14 protein-coding genes and 1 pseudogene are annotated in these 17,693 nt (G+C 65.8%); 6 read left to right on the top strand and 9 right to left on the bottom strand.

What is annotated here, in order from left to right:
• Positions 1–113 precede the first annotated feature (113 nt).
• Entirely contained in the window at positions 114–2,912 is a 2,799-nt protein-coding gene (gene ppc / locus ABIF91_RS02455; RefSeq protein WP_028180646.1) for a phosphoenolpyruvate carboxylase, read from the top strand.
• A gap of 120 nt (positions 2,913–3,032) precedes the next feature.
• On the opposite strand, the pseudogene ABIF91_RS02450 reads toward ppc, so the two are convergent.
• From ABIF91_RS02450 to ABIF91_RS02435, 4 genes and pseudogenes are all read right to left on the bottom strand, one after another.
• A pseudogene (locus tag ABIF91_RS02450) lies at positions 3,033–4,150 on the bottom strand (SMP-30/gluconolactonase/LRE family protein).
• Positions 4,151–4,264: 114 nt separating this feature from the next.
• The gene (locus tag ABIF91_RS02445) at positions 4,265–5,179 is read right to left on the bottom strand and encodes an SDR family oxidoreductase (RefSeq protein WP_035676155.1); all 915 of its coding nucleotides are present in this window, start codon (positions 5,177–5,179) and stop codon (positions 4,265–4,267) included.
• 158 nt (positions 5,180–5,337) lie between these two features.
• A complete protein-coding gene (locus tag ABIF91_RS02440; RefSeq protein WP_028180643.1) occupies positions 5,338–6,477 on the bottom strand; it encodes a thiolase C-terminal domain-containing protein in 1,140 nt (379 codons plus the stop codon).
• A 3-nt stretch (positions 6,478–6,480) separates the two neighbouring features.
• On the bottom strand, positions 6,481–6,894 hold the full coding sequence (locus ABIF91_RS02435; RefSeq protein WP_028180642.1) for a Zn-ribbon domain-containing OB-fold protein: 414 nt from the start codon (positions 6,892–6,894) through the stop codon (positions 6,481–6,483).
• Between the two features lie 178 nt (positions 6,895–7,072).
• Between ABIF91_RS02435 and ABIF91_RS02430 the strand changes: the two genes are divergently transcribed.
• From ABIF91_RS02430 to ABIF91_RS02410, 5 genes are all read left to right on the top strand, one after another.
• Complete coding sequence (locus tag ABIF91_RS02430) at positions 7,073–8,422, top strand: amidase (protein WP_028180641.1); 1,350 nt, start codon at positions 7,073–7,075, stop codon at positions 8,420–8,422.
• Positions 8,415–9,101, top strand: coding sequence for a DUF2848 domain-containing protein (locus tag ABIF91_RS02425; protein ID WP_028180640.1), 687 nt, complete (start codon positions 8,415–8,417; stop codon positions 9,099–9,101). Before ABIF91_RS02430 ends, ABIF91_RS02425 begins: the two co-directional genes overlap by 8 nt.
• Before the next feature lie 151 nt (positions 9,102–9,252).
• Positions 9,253–9,999, top strand: coding sequence for a 2OG-Fe(II) oxygenase (locus ABIF91_RS02420; protein WP_028180639.1), 747 nt, complete (start codon positions 9,253–9,255; stop codon positions 9,997–9,999).
• A gap of 9 nt (positions 10,000–10,008) precedes the next feature.
• A complete protein-coding gene (gene alkB, locus ABIF91_RS02415; protein ID WP_028180638.1) occupies positions 10,009–10,662 on the top strand; it encodes a DNA oxidative demethylase AlkB in 654 nt (217 codons plus the stop codon).
• Between the two features lie 53 nt (positions 10,663–10,715).
• Complete coding sequence (locus ABIF91_RS02410; RefSeq protein WP_424578736.1) at positions 10,716–11,960, top strand: MFS transporter; 1,245 nt, start codon at positions 10,716–10,718, stop codon at positions 11,958–11,960.
• Here ABIF91_RS02410 and ABIF91_RS02405 read toward each other — a convergent pair.
• The 5 genes from ABIF91_RS02405 to ABIF91_RS02385 all read right to left on the bottom strand — a co-directional run bounded on the left by ABIF91_RS02405 (position 11,938) and on the right by ABIF91_RS02385 (position 17,676).
• Entirely contained in the window at positions 11,938–13,566 is a 1,629-nt protein-coding gene (locus ABIF91_RS02405; RefSeq protein ID WP_028181528.1) for a thiamine pyrophosphate-dependent enzyme, read from the bottom strand. The two genes, ABIF91_RS02410 and ABIF91_RS02405, sit on opposite strands and share 23 nt — an antisense overlap.
• 25 nt (positions 13,567–13,591) lie before the next feature.
• On the bottom strand, positions 13,592–14,461 hold the full coding sequence (locus ABIF91_RS02400; RefSeq protein ID WP_028181529.1) for a fumarylacetoacetate hydrolase family protein: 870 nt from the start codon (positions 14,459–14,461) through the stop codon (positions 13,592–13,594).
• Positions 14,462–14,630: 169 nt separating this feature from the next.
• Positions 14,631–15,614 (bottom strand): 3,4-dihydroxyphenylacetate 2,3-dioxygenase, encoded by a 984-nt coding sequence (gene hpaD, locus ABIF91_RS02395; RefSeq protein ID WP_035676149.1) that lies wholly within the window; start codon positions 15,612–15,614, stop codon positions 14,631–14,633.
• 132 nt (positions 15,615–15,746) lie between these two features.
• Positions 15,747–17,285, bottom strand: a complete 1,539-nt coding sequence (gene hpaE, locus ABIF91_RS02390; RefSeq protein ID WP_028181531.1) for a 5-carboxymethyl-2-hydroxymuconate semialdehyde dehydrogenase — start codon at positions 17,283–17,285, stop codon at positions 15,747–15,749.
• On the bottom strand, positions 17,278–17,676 hold the full coding sequence (locus ABIF91_RS02385; protein WP_028181532.1) for a 5-carboxymethyl-2-hydroxymuconate Delta-isomerase: 399 nt from the start codon (positions 17,674–17,676) through the stop codon (positions 17,278–17,280). The genes hpaE and ABIF91_RS02385 overlap by 8 nt, the downstream gene beginning before the upstream one ends.
• Positions 17,677–17,693 lie beyond the last annotated feature (17 nt).

Genomic DNA, 17,693 nt, shown 5'->3' with positions numbered 1-17,693 from the left:
CATCACCCCAGCCCTGCCGCGACGCCGCCAAGTTCATCTTGCACTGCGACAGAAAAATATCGCACACTCGCCGTTGCCGGGCATCCAAGCGAGCTCGAACCAAGGAGCGAGCCATGTCCCTCCAGACCGTACCATCCGACAGCACTGAACCCCGCGCCAACCGCCCTGAGGACGTCCAGGCGCTGGAGGCCGACGCGCGGCTGCGGGACGACATCCGCCTGCTCGGGCGCATTCTCGGCGACACCGTGCGCGACCAGGAGGGCGCCGACGTGTTCGACCTGGTCGAGCGCATCCGGCAGACCTCGATCCGGTTCCACCGCGACGAGGACCGGCTCGCCCGCCGCGAGCTCGAGCAGATCCTCGACAGCATGTCGACCTCCGAGACGGTGCGGATCGTCCGTGCCTTCAGCTATTTCTCGCACCTCGCCAACATCGCCGAGGACCAGAACAACATCCGCCAGATGCGCGCGCGCAGCGCCGCCAAGAACGGCGGCGCCGGGGTGCTGGCCGAGACGTTGGCGCATGCCAAGGCGGCGGGCATTGGTCCCGAGCAGCTCCGCAACTTCTTCAAGACCGCATTGGTCAGCCCGGTGCTGACCGCGCATCCGACCGAAGTCCGCCGCAAGAGCACCATGGACCGCGAGATGGAGGTCGCTAGCCTTCTCGACCGCCGCGAGCGGGTCGCGTTGACCGCGGAGGAGGCTGATGCCAGCGACGAGCAGCTTCGCCGCGAGGTGCTGACGCTATGGCAGACCAATCTCTTGCGCCGGACCAAGCTGACCGTGCTCGACGAGGTCGCCAACGGCCTGTCCTTCTACGACTACACCTTCCTGCGCGAGGTGCCGCGGCTCGTAAACGCGCTCGAAGAGCGGCTGGATGAGGACGGCGCACAAGCTGCCGGCGAGCTCGCCTCGTTCCTGCGCATGGGCAGCTGGATCGGCGGCGACCGTGACGGCAACCCCTTCGTCACCGCCGACGTCATGCGCGGCACGCTGCGGCTGCAGTCGAGCCGGGTGATGCAGTTCTATCTGAACGAGCTGCACGTGCTCGGTTCCGAGCTGTCGATCGCGGCTCATCTCGCCGATGTCTCCGAGGAACTGCGCAACCTGGCGGAGCGCTCGCCGGATACCTCGCCGCACCGGAGCGGCGAGCCTTATCGTCTCGCGGTGTCCGGCATCTATGCCCGGCTCGCCGCAACGGCCGAAATGCTGGAGGTCGAGATCACACGCCGGCCGGTCGGCAAAGCGGCGCCTTACCCCAGCGTCAAGGAGCTGCAGGCCGATCTCGACGTGCTGCACCGCTCGCTGATCTCCAACAACGCCCGCGTCATCGCCCGCGGACGGCTGCGGCTGCTGCGCCGCGCGGTGGACTGCTTCGGCTTCCATCTCGCCCGGCTCGACATCCGCCAGAACTCGGCCGTGCACGAACGCACCATCGCCGAGCTGATGGACGCCGCCAATCCCGGCATGTCCTATCTCGCGCTCGGCGAGGATGCCCGCATCTCGCTGCTCACCAACGAATTGCGCTCGACGCGCGCGCTGGTCTCGCCCTTCGTCAAATACAGCGACGAGACCATGGGCGAGCTCAACGTCTTCCATGCCGCCGCGGAAGCGCATGCGAAGTTCGGCTCGGACGCCATCCCCCAATGCATCATCTCGATGTGCAAGGGCATGTCGGACATGCTGGAAGTGGCCGTGCTGCTCAAAGAGGTCGGCCTTGTCCATCCCTCCGGCCGCAGCGCCATCAACATCGTGCCGCTGTTCGAGACCATCGAGGATCTGCAGGCCTCATCCGGCATCATGGATCGCATGCTGTCGCTGCACGATTACCGCCGGCTGGTCGACAGCCGCGGCAGCGTGCAGGAGGTCATGCTCGGCTATTCCGACTCGAACAAGGACGGCGGCTTCGTCACCTCGGGCTGGGAGCTCTACAAGGCCGAGATCGGTCTCGTCGAGGTGTTCGAGCGCCACCACGTGCGGCTGCGCCTGTTCCACGGCCGTGGCGGTTCGGTCGGCCGCGGCGGCGGGCCGAGCTATGACGCCATCATCGCGCAGCCCGGCGGCGCCGTGAATGGCCAGATCCGCATCACCGAGCAGGGCGAGATCATCTCGTCGAAATATTCCAACGCCGAGGTCGGCCGCAACAATCTGGAGATCCTCGCCGCCGCGACGCTGGAAGCAAGCCTCCTGCATCCGCGCCAGAGCGCGCCGCGCCGCGAATATCTGGTCGCGATGGACGAGCTTTCCAATCTCGCGTTCAAGGCCTATCGCGGCCTGGTCTACGAGACCGACGGCTTCGTCGATTATTTCTGGGCTTCCACCGTCATCAATGAGATCGCGACGCTCAACATCGGCAGCCGCCCGGCCTCGCGCAAGAAGACGCGCGCGATCGAGGACCTTCGCGCCATCCCCTGGGTGTTCTCCTGGGCGCAATGCCGCCTGATGCTGCCGGGCTGGTACGGCTTCGGCAGCGCGGTCGAGCAATGGATCGCCGAGCATCCCGACAAGGGCATGCCGTTCCTGAAAGAACTCTACCAGGAATGGCCGTTCTTCCGCATGCTGCTGTCGAACATGGACATGGTGCTGGCGAAAAGCTCGATCGCGATCGCCTCGCGCTATGCCGAGCTCGTGCCCGATGAAGCCTTGCGCGAAAAGATCTTCGGCCGTATCCGCCGCGAATGGCATTCCTGCATCGAGACGCTCCTGGACATCATGGGCCAGGACCGGCTGCTCCAGGGCAATCCGCTCCTGGAGCGCTCCGTGCGCCACCGCTTCCCCTATCTCGACCCGCTCAACCACGTGCAGGTCGAGCTCTTGAAAGAGCACCGCGCACAGAACCCGGACGAGCAGGTGCTGCGCGGCATTCAGCTGACGATCAACGGCATCTCGGCGGGGTTGCGGAATACCGGGTAGGGCCACGTGCTCAGCCGTCATGCCCGGGCTTGTCCCGGGCATCCACGTCTTTCCTCACTCGCGGCTACGCGTGGATGGCCGGGTCAAGCCCGGCCATGACTCGTGGTGATGCAGTGGCCATCAACAGAAATGCGCGCCCTGCGTCTCCACATAGACCGCATAGAGCGACTGGCTCGCGGTCATGAACAGGCGGTTGCGCTTCTTGCCGCCGAAGCAGACATTGGCGCAGGTCTCGGGCAGCAGGATCTGCCCGATCCGCGCGCCGTCGTTTGGCGCGAACACCTGCACGCCGTCATAGCCGGGCCCGACCCAGCCGGCGCCGACCCAGATATTGCCCTCGGTGTCGACGCGAAGGCCGTCAGGGAAGCCGGACTTGCCGTCGAGCTTCATGTCGATCAGCTTCTTCGGGTTCGACAGTTTTGGGCCGTCGACGTCATAGGACCACACCACATTCTCCGCTTGCGGGTAATGCGTGATGCCGGTGTCGCAGACATAGAGCTTCCTGTAATCGTGGCTGAAGGCGATGCCGTTCGGCTTGAATGGTTCGTCGGCGACCTTCGCGACTTGCCCGGTCTGGTGTCCAGGCGATAGACCGCTTCCTTCTGGTGGGGCTGGAGCGAGCCCGTCTTGGCGAGCTTGCCTTCGTAGATGCTGATCGCGCCATATCCAGGATCGGTGAACCAGATCGCCTTGTCGTTGGGATGGACCACCATGTCGTTCGGCCCGTTGAGCGGCTTGCCACCCGCCTGCTCGGCCAGGGCCGTGACCGAGCCGTCGTGCTCGTAGCGGACGAGGCGGGTGCGCTCGGCGCTGAGCTGGCGACCCTCGGTGTCGAACGAGTTGCCGTTGGATTCGTTCGACGGCTTGTGGAACTGCTCGGAGATATGGCCGTCATCGTCGAGATAGCGAAGCTGCCGTTTGGCGGGGATGTCGCTCCAGACCAGATATTGTCCCTGCGTATTCCACGCCGGCCCTTCCGCCCAAAGGCAGCCCGTGTAGAGCCGCTTGATCGCGGTGTTGCCGACCTTGGCCTTGAAGCGCTTGGGGTCGATGACGACGATGTCGGGGTCTGGATAACGCTGCGGCTCGGCATTGGCGCCGAAGTCGCGGGCATCGGCTTGCGAGGCCAGCAGGGCAGATGCGGCGACAGTTGCCGCGCCCTTGAGGAGATCGCGCCGGCCGAGGCCGCCGCGCTCGCTTGCTGTGGTCTCGTCGGAGTTGGTCAGTATTCTTGTCATGGTTTCCTCCCAAAGTTTGTTGGGAGGACACCATTCGCCCCATTCGGGCCTAAAGCAGGGCGATTTCAGGCGGAGACAACCAGAGATCGCAGGGCAGGGATGCCGGAAATGCAGCTAGACCGGATCCCAGGTGAAGATGTCGGCGGAGCGGTCGAGCTTGTAGAACGAACCCTTCAGTGCCGGCATGCCGTGTTCGGCGATCGACTGCGGCGTCCAGCCTTCGCTCCGCTGCACCGAGCGGATCGGCCGGTTCTGGCTGAACAGGAAGATCTCGTTCATGCGCACGCCGAAAATCTGGCCGGTGACGTCCTTGGCGGAATCGCCGAGCAGATAGCCGCAGAGCGGGGCGATCTTCTCCGGCCCCATCTGCTTGATCTTCTCGACGCGCGCCTTCTCGGCCTCGGTCTCGGTCGGGATGGTTCCGATCATGCGGGTCCAGGCGAACGGCGAGACGCAGTTGGAGCGCACGTTGAAGCGGCCCATGTCGAGCGCGATGGACTTGGAGAGCCCGATGATGCCGAGCTTTGCGGCGGCGTAGTTGGCCTGGCCAAAATTGCCGATCAGGCCCGAGGTCGAGGTGAAGTGCACGAAGGAGCCCGACTCCTGCTCGCGGAAGACGCGGGCGGCGGCGTGGCTGACGTAGAACGAGCCCATCAGATGCACCTTGATGACGGCCTCGAACGCCTCCACGCTCATCTTGTGGAAGATCATGTCGCGCAGGATGCCGGCATTGTTGACGACGCCGTCGAGCCGCCCGAAATGATCGGTCGCGGTCTTCACGATCTTGCTGGCGGGGATCGCTTCCGCGACCGACTCGAAGTTGGCGACGGCCGTGCCGCCGCGCTTCTTGATCTCCTCGACCACCTCCTCGGCCGGAGCAGCGTTCGCGCCGGCGCCGTCCGCGGCGCTGCCGGGATCGTTGACGACGACCTTGGCGCCCTCCGCCGCGCACAGCAGTGCGATCTCGCGCCCGATGCCGCGGCCTGCGCCGGTGACGATGATGACCTTGTCTTGCAGTGATTTCGTCATGTGGGTTCTCCGCTATCCATTCCAAATTCCGTCGTCATTCCGGGGCGCGCCTCTTGGCGCGAGCTCTGGTGTGCGGTTGCGCACCTGAGAATCCATGCTCCCGATTGTGGTTATGGATTCCGGGCCTGCGCCTTCGGCGCATCCCGGAATGACAGCCATTACCTCTCGTTCGTAAACACGATCGTGCCGCTTGCGGCGAACATGCCGCCGACGCCGTGGCACACCGAAATCTTCGCGTTCGGCACCTGGGCCGGCGCGATGCCGCGCATCTGGCGAACGCTCTCCTGGAGCGCGTACATGCCGTACATGCCCGAATGCATGTAGCTCAGTCCGCCGCCATTGGTATTGAGCGGGAGCTTGCCGCCGGGACGCGTGTTGCCGTCCGCGATGAACTGGCCGGTTTCCTCGTACGGCATGAAGCCGAGATCGCCGAGCCCGAACAGGGGCAGGTGTGCAAACGCGTCGTAGATCATGAGATGGTCGACGTCCTCATGCGCAATGCCGGCTTCCTTGAACGCCAGCGGCCCTGCAGTCTTGAACGCGCGCGAAGAATTGAAGGTCTCCATCTGGCTGACCATCGGCGTCTCCACGCTCTCGCCGGTGCCCATGATGTAGACGGGCTTGCGCGGAAAGTCCCTGGCGCGGTCCGCGGAGGTCAGGATCAGCGCGCCGCCGCCGTCGGTGACGAGGCAGCACTGGAGCAGGCGGAACGGATAGGCGATCATGCGCGAGTTGAGCACGTCGGCGACCGTGATCGGCTCCTTCATCATCGCGCGCGGATTCTTCGCCGCCCATTCCCGCTGTACCACGGCCACCGAAGCGAGCTGCTCGTGGGTGATGCCATAGGTCTTTATGAAGCGCAGCACGGGGATCGGAAACATGCTGGGCGGACCGTAGACGCCATAGGGAGCCTCGAACTGGCCGTTGAGGCTGTCCGGCGGGGTCGAGCGCGGCAGCTTGCCGATCATCGACTTGCCGCTCTCGGCGTGGGTGATCAGCACGGTCTTGCACAGGCCGGCCTCGATCGCCGCGGCGGCATGGCGGACGTGGAGCATGAACGAGCAACCGCCGACCGAGGTGCCGTCCACCCAGGTCGGCTTGATGCCGAGATAGTGGCAGACCTGCTGCGGCGTCTCGACGGCAGTGGCAAAGCCGTCGATGTCGGACAGCTTCAGCCCGGCATCCGCAATGGCGTTGAGTGCGGCGTCCGCATGAAGCTGGAGCTGCGAGGCGTTGGGGATGACGCCGAGCTCGGTGGTCTCGGCCGCGCCGACGACGGCAACCTGGTTCTTGCGCATGGCTTACCTCTTCGCCGGACGGAAGACGGGGAGGGTGATCTTGTCGTCGAGCTCCTGGAAGGCGACCTCGAGCTTCATGTCGAGCTCGAGCGCCTCCGGCGTCTGCGGGCAGTCGATGATGTTACTCATCATCCGCGGGCCCTCGTCGAGCTCGACCACGGCGATGGCGTAAGGCGGCGTGAAGCCCGGCGCGGCGGGGCGATGGTTGATCACGTAGCTGTAGAGAAAGCCCTTGCCGCTCGCCTTGAAGATGCTGACCTTGCGCGAGGCGCAGGAGGGGCAGAACGGGCGCGGCGGGAAGTAGACATGTGCGCAGGCGTCGCAGCGCTGCAGCCGCAATTCGCCCGCTTTCGTGCCGTCCCAGAAATGCTGGGTCTCCGGCGTCGATTTTGGTCGCGCGCGCTGCGGTTCGGCCATGTTGGGGGCTCCTCCCAAAAGACAGGCTTCCCGCCTGGCTGTTTCGATCTTGATGCGACAATCGACTATAGTGCGTCAACGGTCCAGCAATGCGCATGCATGCCATCATGCGCACAATGCTTGTGTCGAACTGAGCCAGCGCTATAGATTGCGCGCGACAATATTCCGTGAGACAGACATGCCCGATTTTCCGACACTGGCGAAGCTCGCCGAAGACCTCGAAGGCGGCCGCACGACCTCGCGCAAGCTGGTCGAGGCGTGCATTGCCAGGATCGCCGATCCCGCCGGTGAAGGCCAGCGCGCCTTCATCCATGTCGACAAGGACGCCGCGCTGGCGGCGGCCGATGCAATGGACGGCTTGCGCAAGGCCAAGGCGGCGCCGTCGCGCTTTGCCGGCATCCCGATCTCGATCAAGGACCTCTTCGACATCAAGGGCCAGGTGACGCGTGCCGGCTCGCGCGCGCTCGACGATTCGCCCCCGGCCGAGCAGGACGCCGCAACGGTGGCGCGGCTGCGCAGGGCCGGCTTCGTCGTGATCGGCCGCACCAACATGACCGAGTTCGCCTATTCCGGCATCGGCATTAATCCGCATTACGGTACGCCGAAGGGCGTCTGGAACCGGGCCGAAGGCCACGTGCCCGGCGGCTCCTCCTCGGGCGCGGCAGTTTCGGTGCTGGACGGCATGGCGCATGGCGCGCTCGGGACCGACACCGGCGGCTCCTGCCGGATTCCGGCTGCCTTCAACGGCATCGTCGGCTACAAGCCGACTCAGCGCCGCGTGCCGCTCGACGGCTCCGTGCCGCTGTCGTTCTCGCTCGACAGCATCGGCCCTCTGGCACGGTCGGTCAGCTGCTGTGCCATACTCGACGCCGTGCTCGCGAACGAGCCGATCGTCGCGCTGAAGCCGCGGCCGATCCAGGGCATGCGGCTCGCGGTGCCCACCACCATCGCGCTCGACGACCTCGACACGGAAGTGGCCACGACCTTCGAGCGCGCCCTGAAGACGCTTGCCGATCACGGCGCCATCATCGAGCGCATCGAGATGGCCGAGTTCCACGATGTCGGCCCGATGAACGCCAAAGGCGGGTTTGCGGCCTCCGAAAGCTATGCCTGGCATCGCTATCTCATCACGGCGAAGGGCGATGTCTATGATCCCAGAGTCGCCGTGCGCATCATGCGCGGCGAGTCACAGAGCGCGGCCGATTACATCGATCTTCTCAACGAGCGTCGCTCGCTGATCGCCCGCGTCAATGCGCGCATTGCGTCCTATGACGCGCTGGTGCTGCCGACCACCGCCAACACGCCGCCGAAGATCGCCGATCTCGCCGACGACAAGGCCTTCACCACCCAGAACCTGCGCGCGCTGCGCAACTGCACCCTGATCAACATGATCGATGGCTGTGCCATCTCGATTCCTGCACATCGTGAGGGCGACGTCCCCGTCGGCCTGATGCTGGCGGGGGCGGGCGGATCAGATCGTCGTATTTTCGAGCTTGCTGCCGGCATGGAGGCCGTCATTCGTGTTTGACCTGACTTTCACCGTCGATGCCCAGGACACCACCACGCCGCTGACGCTGGCGATCGACCAGATGGTTATCGCCGGCTGGACCGGCCGCGATCCCGTCGCCCGCGACAAGCACATCGCCGAGCTGCAGGAGATGGGCATCGCTCCGCCGGCGTCGACCCCGATCTACTACCGCGCCTCGGCGCGGCGACTGACCCAGGAAGACCGCATCGAATGCACCGGCGGCGATTCCAGTGGCGAGGTCGAGTTCGTGCTGATCGGCTGGCAGGGCCGCATCTTCGTCGGCTGCGGTTCCGATCATACCGACCGCAAGGTCGAGGCGTACAACGTCACGGTGTCCAAGCAGATGTGCGACAAGCCGATTGCCTCGACGCTGTGGGAGCTCGAAGACGTGATCGGCCATTGGGACAGGATGATCCTGCGCTCCTACGCCACGATCAAGGGCGAGCGCGTGCTCTACCAGGAAGGCACGCTCGACGCGATGCTGCCGGTCACCGAGCTCATCGCGCGCGGCTTTCCGGGCGGAAAGTTCCCCGACGGCTGCGCCATGTTCGGCGGCACCTTCGCCGCCAAGGGCGGCATCCGCCCCGCCGACCGCTTCGACTTCGAGTTGGAGGACCCCGTGCTGAAGCGCACGATCAGGCACGGCTATGATGTCGTGACGCTGCCGGTGAGGGGGTGACATCTCCGCTGTCATTGCGAGGAGCCCTTGCGGCGAAGTAATCCAGACTGGTTCCGCCGAGGGATTCTGAATTGCATTGCTTCGCGTAATGACGGGGAGAGAGTCGGGAATCGGGTGGCGGGGTGAACGTTGGGCTGCAAAGGTGATTGCTATGACAATGACCGCGCGAAAATCAGCCCAATCCTTCGCTCCGGACCTCGCCGCTCGCGTCGACGGCCTCGGCTGGCCGCAGATCACCGCCGAGCTCGACGCCCAGGGCTGCGCCGTCCTGAAGGGCCTGCTCACGCCCGATCAATGCCGCGCCATCGCCGCGCTTTATCCCGATGACGCGCACTTCCGCAGCCGCATCGTCATGGGCCGCCACGGCTTTGGCCGCGGCGAGTACAAGTACTTCTCCTATCCGCTGCCCGACCTGATCGCACAGCTCCGCCCGGCGCTCTACGCGCATCTGCAGGACGTCGCCAACCGCTGGAACGAGGCGATGGGGATCGACATCCGCTATCCCGGAGAACATGCGGCCTTCCTGAAGCGCTGCCATGAGGCCGGACAGGCGCGGCCGACACCGCTGCTGCTGCAATACGAGGCCGGCGACTACAATTGCCTGCACCAGGACCTCTATGGCGAGCACGTGTTCCCGCTCCAGGTCGCGATCCTGCTCTCCGAGCCGGGCCGCGATTTCACCGGCGGCGAGTTCGTGCTGACCGAGCAGCGTCCGCGCATGCAGTCCCGCGCTGAAGTGGTTCCGCTCGCGCAGGGTGACGCGGTCGTCTTCGCTGTGCATCACCGTCCGGTGCAGGGGACACGCGGCACATACCGGGTTAATCTCCGCCACGGCGTCAGCCGGATCAGGTCCGGCCAACGCCACACGCTGGGCGTGATCTTTCACGACGCCAAATGAGCGCTGCGATTGACGGGTGATCTGTTCGACAATGTTGCCGAGGCTCAGCCGTCTCGCGAGGAGATTGCGGACGGCGCCGTGCTGCTGCGCGGCTTCGTCAAGCCGATCGAGAGCGAGCTGATCGAAGCGGTGCGCGCCATCGTGGCGCAGTCGCCGTTCCGGCGCATGACGACGCCCGGCGGCTACCAGATGTCGGTGGCGATGACCAATTGCGGCGAGCGCGGCTGGATCACCGATCACACCGGCTATCGCTACGATCCCGTCGATCCGCGCACCGGCGCGCCATGGCCGGCGATGCCGCCTGTGTTCCGAGATCTCGCGCGCCGCGCTGCGGAGCAGGGCGGTTTCGCCGGCTTCGCGCCCGATGCCTGTCTCGTCAACCGCTACGAGCCCGGCACCCGATTGTCGCTGCACCAGGACAAGGACGAGCTGGACTATGCGGCGCCGATCGTCTCGGTCTCGCTGGGCCTGCCCGCGACCTTCCTGTTCGGCGGCCTGGCGCGCAGCGACAAGCCGCGCCGCTTCCGGCTTGTCCATGGCGATGTCGTGGTCTGGGGCGGGCCGAGCAGGCTCGCCTATCACGGCGTGGCGCCGCTCGCCGATGGCGAGCACGCGCTGCTCGGACGGCGGCGCATCAACTTGACCTTTCGCAAAGTGCTCTGAGGCATTCCCAAGAGGCGCCCCTGTCGTCTAAGCTTCTGCGAGGGGGCGGCGACATGACGACTGCACAGGTCTCGACCGGGGCGAGCACGAGCGCATCGCGCACGGGGCTTTATCTGGCCGTGCTGCAACTCGTGTTCACGCTGGGCTGGACGACCTATGTCGTCTACCTGCCGAAGCTCGCGGCGGACGTCGGCCTTGCGCCGGCGGCCGTGATCTTCATCCTGATGCTGGACCAGGCGATCTTCACCATCGCCGATACCGCGATGGGGATCGCGGCCGACAAGCTCGCGCCCGTCGTCGGGCGGCTCGGCCTGTTCGTCGGTGTGCTGGCGGCGATCTCCTGCGCCGCCTTCGTCGCGCTGCCTTTCGTGGCCGGCATCGGTGCCGGCGCGCAGGTCTGGTTCATCGTGCTGATCGTGGCCTGGTCAATCGCGTCGTCGGCCCTGCGTGCGCCACCGCTGACCCTGCTCGGCAAATACCGTGCCCGGCCGCAGGTGCCGTTCCTCGCGGCATTGGCCATGCTGGGCTATGGCGTCGCCGGCGCCGTATCGCCCTATCTCGGCGTGGTGCTGCGCGAGCACGATGCGCGGCTGCCATTCGTGATATCGAGCGCGGTGCTGCTGCTGACGGCGCTGGGGCTGTCGCGGATCGAGCATGACGTGGTGCGCGACGCCCCGCCGCCGACGCCGGCCGAGGCGGCCAAACCGCTTGGCCTCGTCCCGATCGCCTTCATCGTCGCGATGGTCGCGCTGGCACTCGGCTACCAGCTGCACTTCGCCATGAACAGCGCGCCGTTCTATCTGCGCTTTGCCAAGCCGGATGAGCTGCAATGGCTGATGCCGGTGTTCTGGATCGGCTTCAACACCGCGATGTTTCCGGCGAGCCTCGTCGTCAAGCACCAGGGCGGCCTGATCGTGATGGGCGCCGCCGGACTGTTCGGTACGGTGGCGATTGTCGTGGCGGAGCTTGCCGGCAGCCTCAATACGCTGATCGTCGCCCAGTTCCTCGCCGGCGCCGCGTGGGGCTGCATGCTGATGAGCGCGGTCTCGGCCGCGCTTGCGATCGGCTCGACCGGCGCGGAGGGAAAGGTCACGGGCCTCGTGTTCTCGGCGCTGGCTCTCGGCGCCTTCGCGCGCATGGCGGCGGTCGCGGGCGGCCTGCAGAAGATGCCGGACTACGCACCGCTGCTGCACTGGGCCCCCGTCGCCTGCTGGTCGGTTGCAGGCGCAGGCCTGTTGGTGATTGCAGCCGCCCGGCTCCAGGGCGGTGTTCAGCTCAAGGCTTCGGCGGGTGGATGAACGCCCAGGGGCTCACTTCTGAATCCCTGGTCACCTCGACCGAGATCAGATACGGCCCGCCATGGGCCAGCGCCTTCTCCAGCACGTCCTTGAACTGATCCGGCGCGGTGACGCGCGCGGCCGCGACGCCAAAGGACTCCGCGAGCCTGACGAAATCCGGGTTGACGAGGTCCGATGCCACCACGCGGCCGTCGAAACGTTCGCGCTGGTCGCGGCGGACGTTGCCATAGGCGTTATTGTTGAACACCAGCGTCACCACGCCGATGTTGAACTGCACGGCGGTCGAAAGCTCCTGCACGCCGAACATGAAGCCGCCGTCGCCTGTGATGGCGACCACCGGCTTGTCGGGATTGGCGACTTTCGCGCCGAGCGCGGTCGGAAAGCCCGAGCCGAGCGTGCCCTGGTAGCCCGAGGTGATGAAGGTGCGCGGCTCGTAGACCGGGAAGCCGTACCAGGAGGCGAAGCCGACCTGGGATAATTCATCTGTCACGATCGCATTCGCCGGCAGCACCTCGCGCAGGATGTTGAGATACGCCATCTGCGGCTGGATGCGCTGGATCTCGGTCTGCGCGGTCGCGGTCGCCTCGCGGATCGCCTCCCGCCGGCCGCGGGTGCGCGCATAGCCGGCTTTCTTCACGGCCGCGACGAGATCGGCCGTACCGGCCTTGGCGTCGGCGACGATGGCGGCATCGGAGATGATCCGGCGCATCTCGGCCGGGTCGATATCGATCCGAATGGATTTCAGTCCACTCGGTTGATAGGGCCAGCGAAAGCCCGAGGCCGGCAGCTCCGCGCGGGTGCCGATCGCGATCATCAGATCGGTCGTCGGCCACAGTCTGTAGGCCGCGGCCATGGTCAGGCCGAGTTTGTGCGCGTTCGAGACGATGCCGCGGCCGCTGCGGAAGGCGACCACGGGTGCATCGATCATCTCGGCGAGCTCGAGGATCTCCTCGCCCGCCTCGATCGCGCCGCTGCCGACGAAGATCATCGGTGCCTTGCTGGTCTTGATGAGTGCGGCCGCCTGCCTGACCAGGTCGGGATCGGGCCGCGGCGCGGGCAGCGGCTCCAGCACTTGAGCAGCCGCCGTATCCGCGCGCTGGGTGAAGACGTCCCAGGGCATCTCCACCGAGGTAGGGCCGCGCCGTCCCGACATCATCTCCTGGAACGCGCGCGCCACGACCGTCGGTGCGTTGCCGGGATATTCGATCCGGTCGGCCCATTTCACATAGGTGCGCAAGGTCGCGAGCTGGTCCGGCATCTCGTGCAGATGACCGCGGCCCTTGCCGAGGAACTGCGTCGGCACCTGACCGGTGACGCACAGCACCGGCTCGTTGCAGCCGAACGCAGTGAGCAAGGCGGCGCTGGCATTGAGCACGCCCGGGCCGGGCACCACGCTGAACACGCCGGGCCTGCCGCTGGAGCGCGCATAGCCGAATGCCATGTAGCCGCAGGCCTGCTCGTGCCGTGCGCCGATCACCTTGAGCTGTGCCTGATGGAAGGCGTCGAACAAGCCGTAGACCTGCGCGCCGGGCAGGCCGAACACGGTGTCGACGCCATGGGCGACCAGGCCGCTTACGATCGCTTCGCCGCCGGTGAGGGTGGTCATCTGGCTATTCCACTTCGATGATTGTTCAGGCTTCGTCGACGACGCCGTTGCGCAAGCGGCCGATGCCCTCGGCCTCGACCTCGACGACGTCGCCGGGCTTCAGGTACCGCGGTGGATCGAACCGTGCGCCCGCGCCGGTCGGCGTGCCCGTGACGATGATATCGCCGGGGACGAGGGTTGCGAAGGTCGAGATATAGTTCACGAGATAGCGGAACGGAAACATCAACCGGCTGGTGCGATCGTCCTGCCTGAGCTCGCCGTTGACATGCGTGGTGAGACGAATGTCCGCAATCTGCGATTCCGATGTGTAGGGCACGAGCCACGGGCCGAGGCTGCCGCTGGAGTCGAAGTTCTTGCCCTGGGTGACGTTGAACTTGGCGTGGCGCAGCCAGTCGCGCACCGAGCCCTCGTTACAGAGCGTCAACGCGGCAATGTGATCGAGCGCGTCGCTTTCCGGAATGTGCCGGCCTTGCTTGCCGATCACCAGCACGATCTCGCCTTCATAATCGAGCTGCGCGGACGCGCGCGGGCGCACCAGCGGCGTGTCGTGCCCGACGAAGGAGCGCGGCGAGCGCATGAACATGCTCGGATATTTCGGCGCGTCCTGGCCGTCCTTGTACTCGGCGTTGCGATCAGGATAGTTGACGCCGATGCAGATGATTTTCTCCGGCGCGGGCACCGGCGGCAGCCAGGTGATCTTGCTGAGCGCGTGATCGGGTGCGCGCGCCGCGGCTTCCTCGGCAAGGTTCAAGAGCTTGCCTGCTGCGATCACCTCGCGCAGCGTCGGATAGTCATTGCCGTAACGCGCGGAGAGATCGACGAGGCCGCCGTCCACGACGGCGCCGTAGCCGGTTGCACCGTTGACGGAGTAGGTGGCGAGGCGAGGGAGTTTCATAGGCAATCTCTCTCTCGTCCCTGCGAAAGCAGGGACCCATACCGCGTGATCCATTGATAGTGCGCGAGGGCGATCCCGAACGACCACACTCCGCCAAACCGCACCCTGTGGTTATGGGTCCCTGCTTTCGCAGGGACGACGGGGAGGGAGGCCGCGCCTGTAACCGTCATCAGTCCGCCACCAGCACGTCGGCCACGAATTTCGGCTCGCGCACGGCCTGGCCCGTGAACGGCGAGCCCTGCTCGAACCAGGAGCGCGGCGCGGGTGCGCCCCAGAGCGTCTGGCGGCGCGGATCGCGCAGCGACCAGCGCAGCGGCTCGTGGTCGTGATCCCCCGTGAAGTAGTCGCTGGTGTAGAGCTCGAGGCGGTGTCCATCAGGGTCGCGCACGTACAGGAAGAACGCGTTCGAGATGCCGTGTCGTCCTGGCCCGCGCTCGATGTTCTTCACGAAACCCTGCGAGGCCATGACATCGCAGAGATGGATGATGTTCATCGCCGTCGGCGTCCAGTAGGCGAAATGGTGCAGGCGCGGACCCTTGCCATTGGTGATGGCGAAATCATGGACGTTGCCCTTGCGATGCATCCAGGCCGCGGCGATGCGCCCGTTCGGGCCGTCCTCCTCGGCATATTCGGTGAGGCGGAAGCCGAGCCGGGCGTAGAATTCCATCGTGTCCTGCACCTCGGCAGCGAAGACGTTGAAATGGTCGAGCCGCTGTGGATGGCACCCCCGGTAGAGGTCGTAGCGGCGCAGCAAATGCGGCCGCCGGTCCATCGAGGCGTAGAGCTCGATCTGAAAGCCGAAGGGATCGGTGAATTGCAATGTGCGGCCCTGGAACGGCTGGTCGACGAAGGCGTAGGCCAGGCCGTTCTCGGAGAGAAAGGCCGCGGCCTTGTCGAGATCCTTGTCGTTGCCGACCTTGAAGCCGAGTCGCGCGCAGGCCGGCGCAGCCGCCTTGCGCAGCACCAGCGAGTGATGCTGGTGCTCCTCGGCCGCGCGCAGGTAAACGACATTGTCGTCGGCGTCCTCGACATGCAGGCCGACGGTGGTCTCGTAGAACTCGCGGCTCAGCTTCAGGTCGGTGACGTCGAGCACGACGTGACTGGAGCGGATGATGTTGAACGGCGGCTCGAAGACGTGTTGCGGTGCGGGCATATGCGTTTCCCCTCGGTCCCTTGTCATTCCGGGGCGGCTCGAAGAGCCGAGCCCGGAATCCATCGCGCAGCAGAGTTGGTGGACGAATGGATTCCGGGCTCGCGCTTCGCGCGCCCCGGAATGACACTGTCCCTAAATTCCCAGCTTCTGAATCTTGTGCGTGCCCCGCGCCAGCGAGACGTGCTTGGTTTCCATGTAGAAGTCGAACGAGTAATCGCCGCCGTCGCGGCCGATGCCTGAGGCTTTCATGCCGCCGAACGGCGTCGGCAGATGGCGGACGTTTTCCGAGTTCAGCCAGATCATGCCGGCTTCCAGCGCATCGGCCACGCGCAGCGCCCGGCCCATGTCGTTGGTCCAGACATAGCCGGTCAGGCCATAGCGGATGTCGTTGGCGATCTCGATCGCGTCGGTCTCGTCGCGGAACGGCAGCACGGTGAGGAATGGCCCGAACACCTCCTCCTGCGCCACGCGCATCTTGCCATGCGCGCCGGTCACCAGCGTCGGCTCGACATAGTGTCCGCCGCCGGGGCCGTCATGGGCCTTGCCGCCCACCGCGATCGTCGCGCCGTCCTGGCGCGCGACGTCGAAATAGGAGCAGACTTTTGCGAGGTGGCGCTCGTGGATCAGCGGTCCGATCTCGGTCGAGGGATCGAGGGGATGGCCGACCTTCAACGCCTTCACGCGCGCGGTCAGCTTCTCCACGAACTGTTCCGCGATGCTGTGCTGAATCAGCAGGCGGCTCGACGACGTGCAGCGCTCGCCATTGAGCGAGTAGATCATGAACACGACGGCGTCGAGCGCGCGGTCGAGATCGGCATCGTCGAACACGATCACGGGGTTCTTGCCGCCGAGCTCGAAATGCACGCGCTTCAGGGTTGGCGCACCCTGCACCATGATCGCCGAGCCCGTCGCGCTTTCGCCGACGAAGCCGATCGCTTTGATGGCGGGATGCTCGGTCAGCGCCTTGCCGGCCTCTTCACCGAAGCCGTGGACGGTGTTGAGCACGCCATCGGGCACGCCGGCCTCCTTGACGAGCTTCGCCAGAATGGAAGCCGTCACCGGCGACCATTCGGCCGGCTTGTGCACGACGGTACAGCCGGCAGCGAGGGCAGGGGCAATCTTCCAGGTCGAGAGCATGAACGGCGTGTTCCACGGCGTGATCACGCCGACCGGGCCGATCGGCACGCGGGTCGAGACGTTCCAGTGCTCGTCGCTCGGCGTGTTGAGGCCGTCGCGCGCCTCCGCGCATTTGTCGGCGAAGAAGCGGAAGTTCTCGGCGGCGCGGATCGCGGCCTTGGCCATGAAGCGATAGGCCTGGCCGGTGTCGATGCATTCGAGCACCGCAATGTCCTCGGCATTGTCCTCGATCGCATCGGCGACCCGGTGCAGCAGCTTGCGCCGCATCGCCGGTCCCATGTCGCGCCAGGATTTGAAGGCGAGCGCAGCCGCGGTTGCCGCAGCGTCGATGTCCTCGGCATTGCCGCGGGCGACGCTTGCCAGCGTCGCGCCATCGACCGGCGATTTCGTCTCGAACGTTTCGCCCGAGATCGAGGCGATGACCTTGCCGTCGATCATGTGGCCGATGCCGTCCGCGCGCAGCGTCTTCAAGAGCGGTGCGACGCGGTCGCAATTGGCCTGGAACACATCGGCTTTCGGCGTGGGCTTATCCATGGGCGGCCTCCGCTTTCAGGGCGTCGTGGATGTTGTTGCGCTTCCAGCTGGTGTCCTTGTCGTTGATCTGCATGTCGAACGACAGGGCGAACCTGCCGGCGGCAAAGACGGGATCGAGATGTCTTGAGAGCGCCTCGAAGACGTGCTCGCCAGCGTTCTGACGCGTTTCGAGATCGCGGCCCTCGCCGATGCGCAGCACCATATCGAGAAAACCGTAGTCCTGCCTTGCGTCGGCGATCGCATAATGCTCGCAGCGGATGGCGCGAACGCGGATGCCGCCGAGCGGGAAGATGCCGGTCTCGACCGCCGCATTGCGCACGACTTCGCACACCGCGCCGATGTCGAGACGGCCGTCGAGATTGGCCGAATATTCGATCGTGAAATGCGGCATCGCGGTTTCACTCCCTG

Source organism: Bradyrhizobium sp. USDA 241, from assembly GCF_049739505.1.
In the GTDB taxonomy this organism is placed as follows: Bacteria; Pseudomonadota; Alphaproteobacteria; order Rhizobiales; family Xanthobacteraceae; genus Bradyrhizobium; species Bradyrhizobium liaoningense.
This window is presented reverse-complemented; position numbering and strand designations above follow the sequence as displayed.

Excerpts from the sequence above, each read along its gene's own strand:
- ABIF91_RS02385 (WP_028181532.1), bottom strand. The coding sequence starts at position 17,676 with ATGCCGCATTTCACGATCGAATATTCGGCCAATCTCGACGGCCGTCTC.
- hpaD (WP_035676149.1), bottom strand. The coding sequence starts at position 15,614 with ATGCCCGCACCGCAACACGTCTTCGAGCCGCCGTTCAACATCATCCGC.
- ppc (WP_028180646.1), top strand. The coding sequence starts at position 114 with ATGTCCCTCCAGACCGTACCATCCGACAGCACTGAACCCCGCGCCAAC.
- ABIF91_RS02435 (WP_028180642.1), bottom strand. The coding sequence starts at position 6,894 with ATGGCCGAACCGCAGCGCGCGCGACCAAAATCGACGCCGGAGACCCAG.
- ABIF91_RS02440 (WP_028180643.1), bottom strand. The coding sequence starts at position 6,477 with ATGCGCAAGAACCAGGTTGCCGTCGTCGGCGCGGCCGAGACCACCGAG.
- ABIF91_RS02445 (WP_035676155.1), bottom strand. The coding sequence starts at position 5,179 with ATGACGAAATCACTGCAAGACAAGGTCATCATCGTCACCGGCGCAGGC.
- ABIF91_RS02430 (WP_028180641.1), top strand. The coding sequence starts at position 7,073 with ATGCCCGATTTTCCGACACTGGCGAAGCTCGCCGAAGACCTCGAAGGC.
- ABIF91_RS02405 (WP_028181528.1), bottom strand. The coding sequence starts at position 13,566 with ATGACCACCCTCACCGGCGGCGAAGCGATCGTAAGCGGCCTGGTCGCC.
- ABIF91_RS02420 (WP_028180639.1), top strand. The coding sequence starts at position 9,253 with ATGACAATGACCGCGCGAAAATCAGCCCAATCCTTCGCTCCGGACCTC.
- ABIF91_RS02410 (WP_424578736.1), top strand. The coding sequence starts at position 10,716 with ATGACGACTGCACAGGTCTCGACCGGGGCGAGCACGAGCGCATCGCGC.
- ABIF91_RS02400 (WP_028181529.1), bottom strand. The coding sequence starts at position 14,461 with ATGAAACTCCCTCGCCTCGCCACCTACTCCGTCAACGGTGCAACCGGC.
- hpaE (WP_028181531.1), bottom strand. The coding sequence starts at position 17,285 with ATGGATAAGCCCACGCCGAAAGCCGATGTGTTCCAGGCCAATTGCGAC.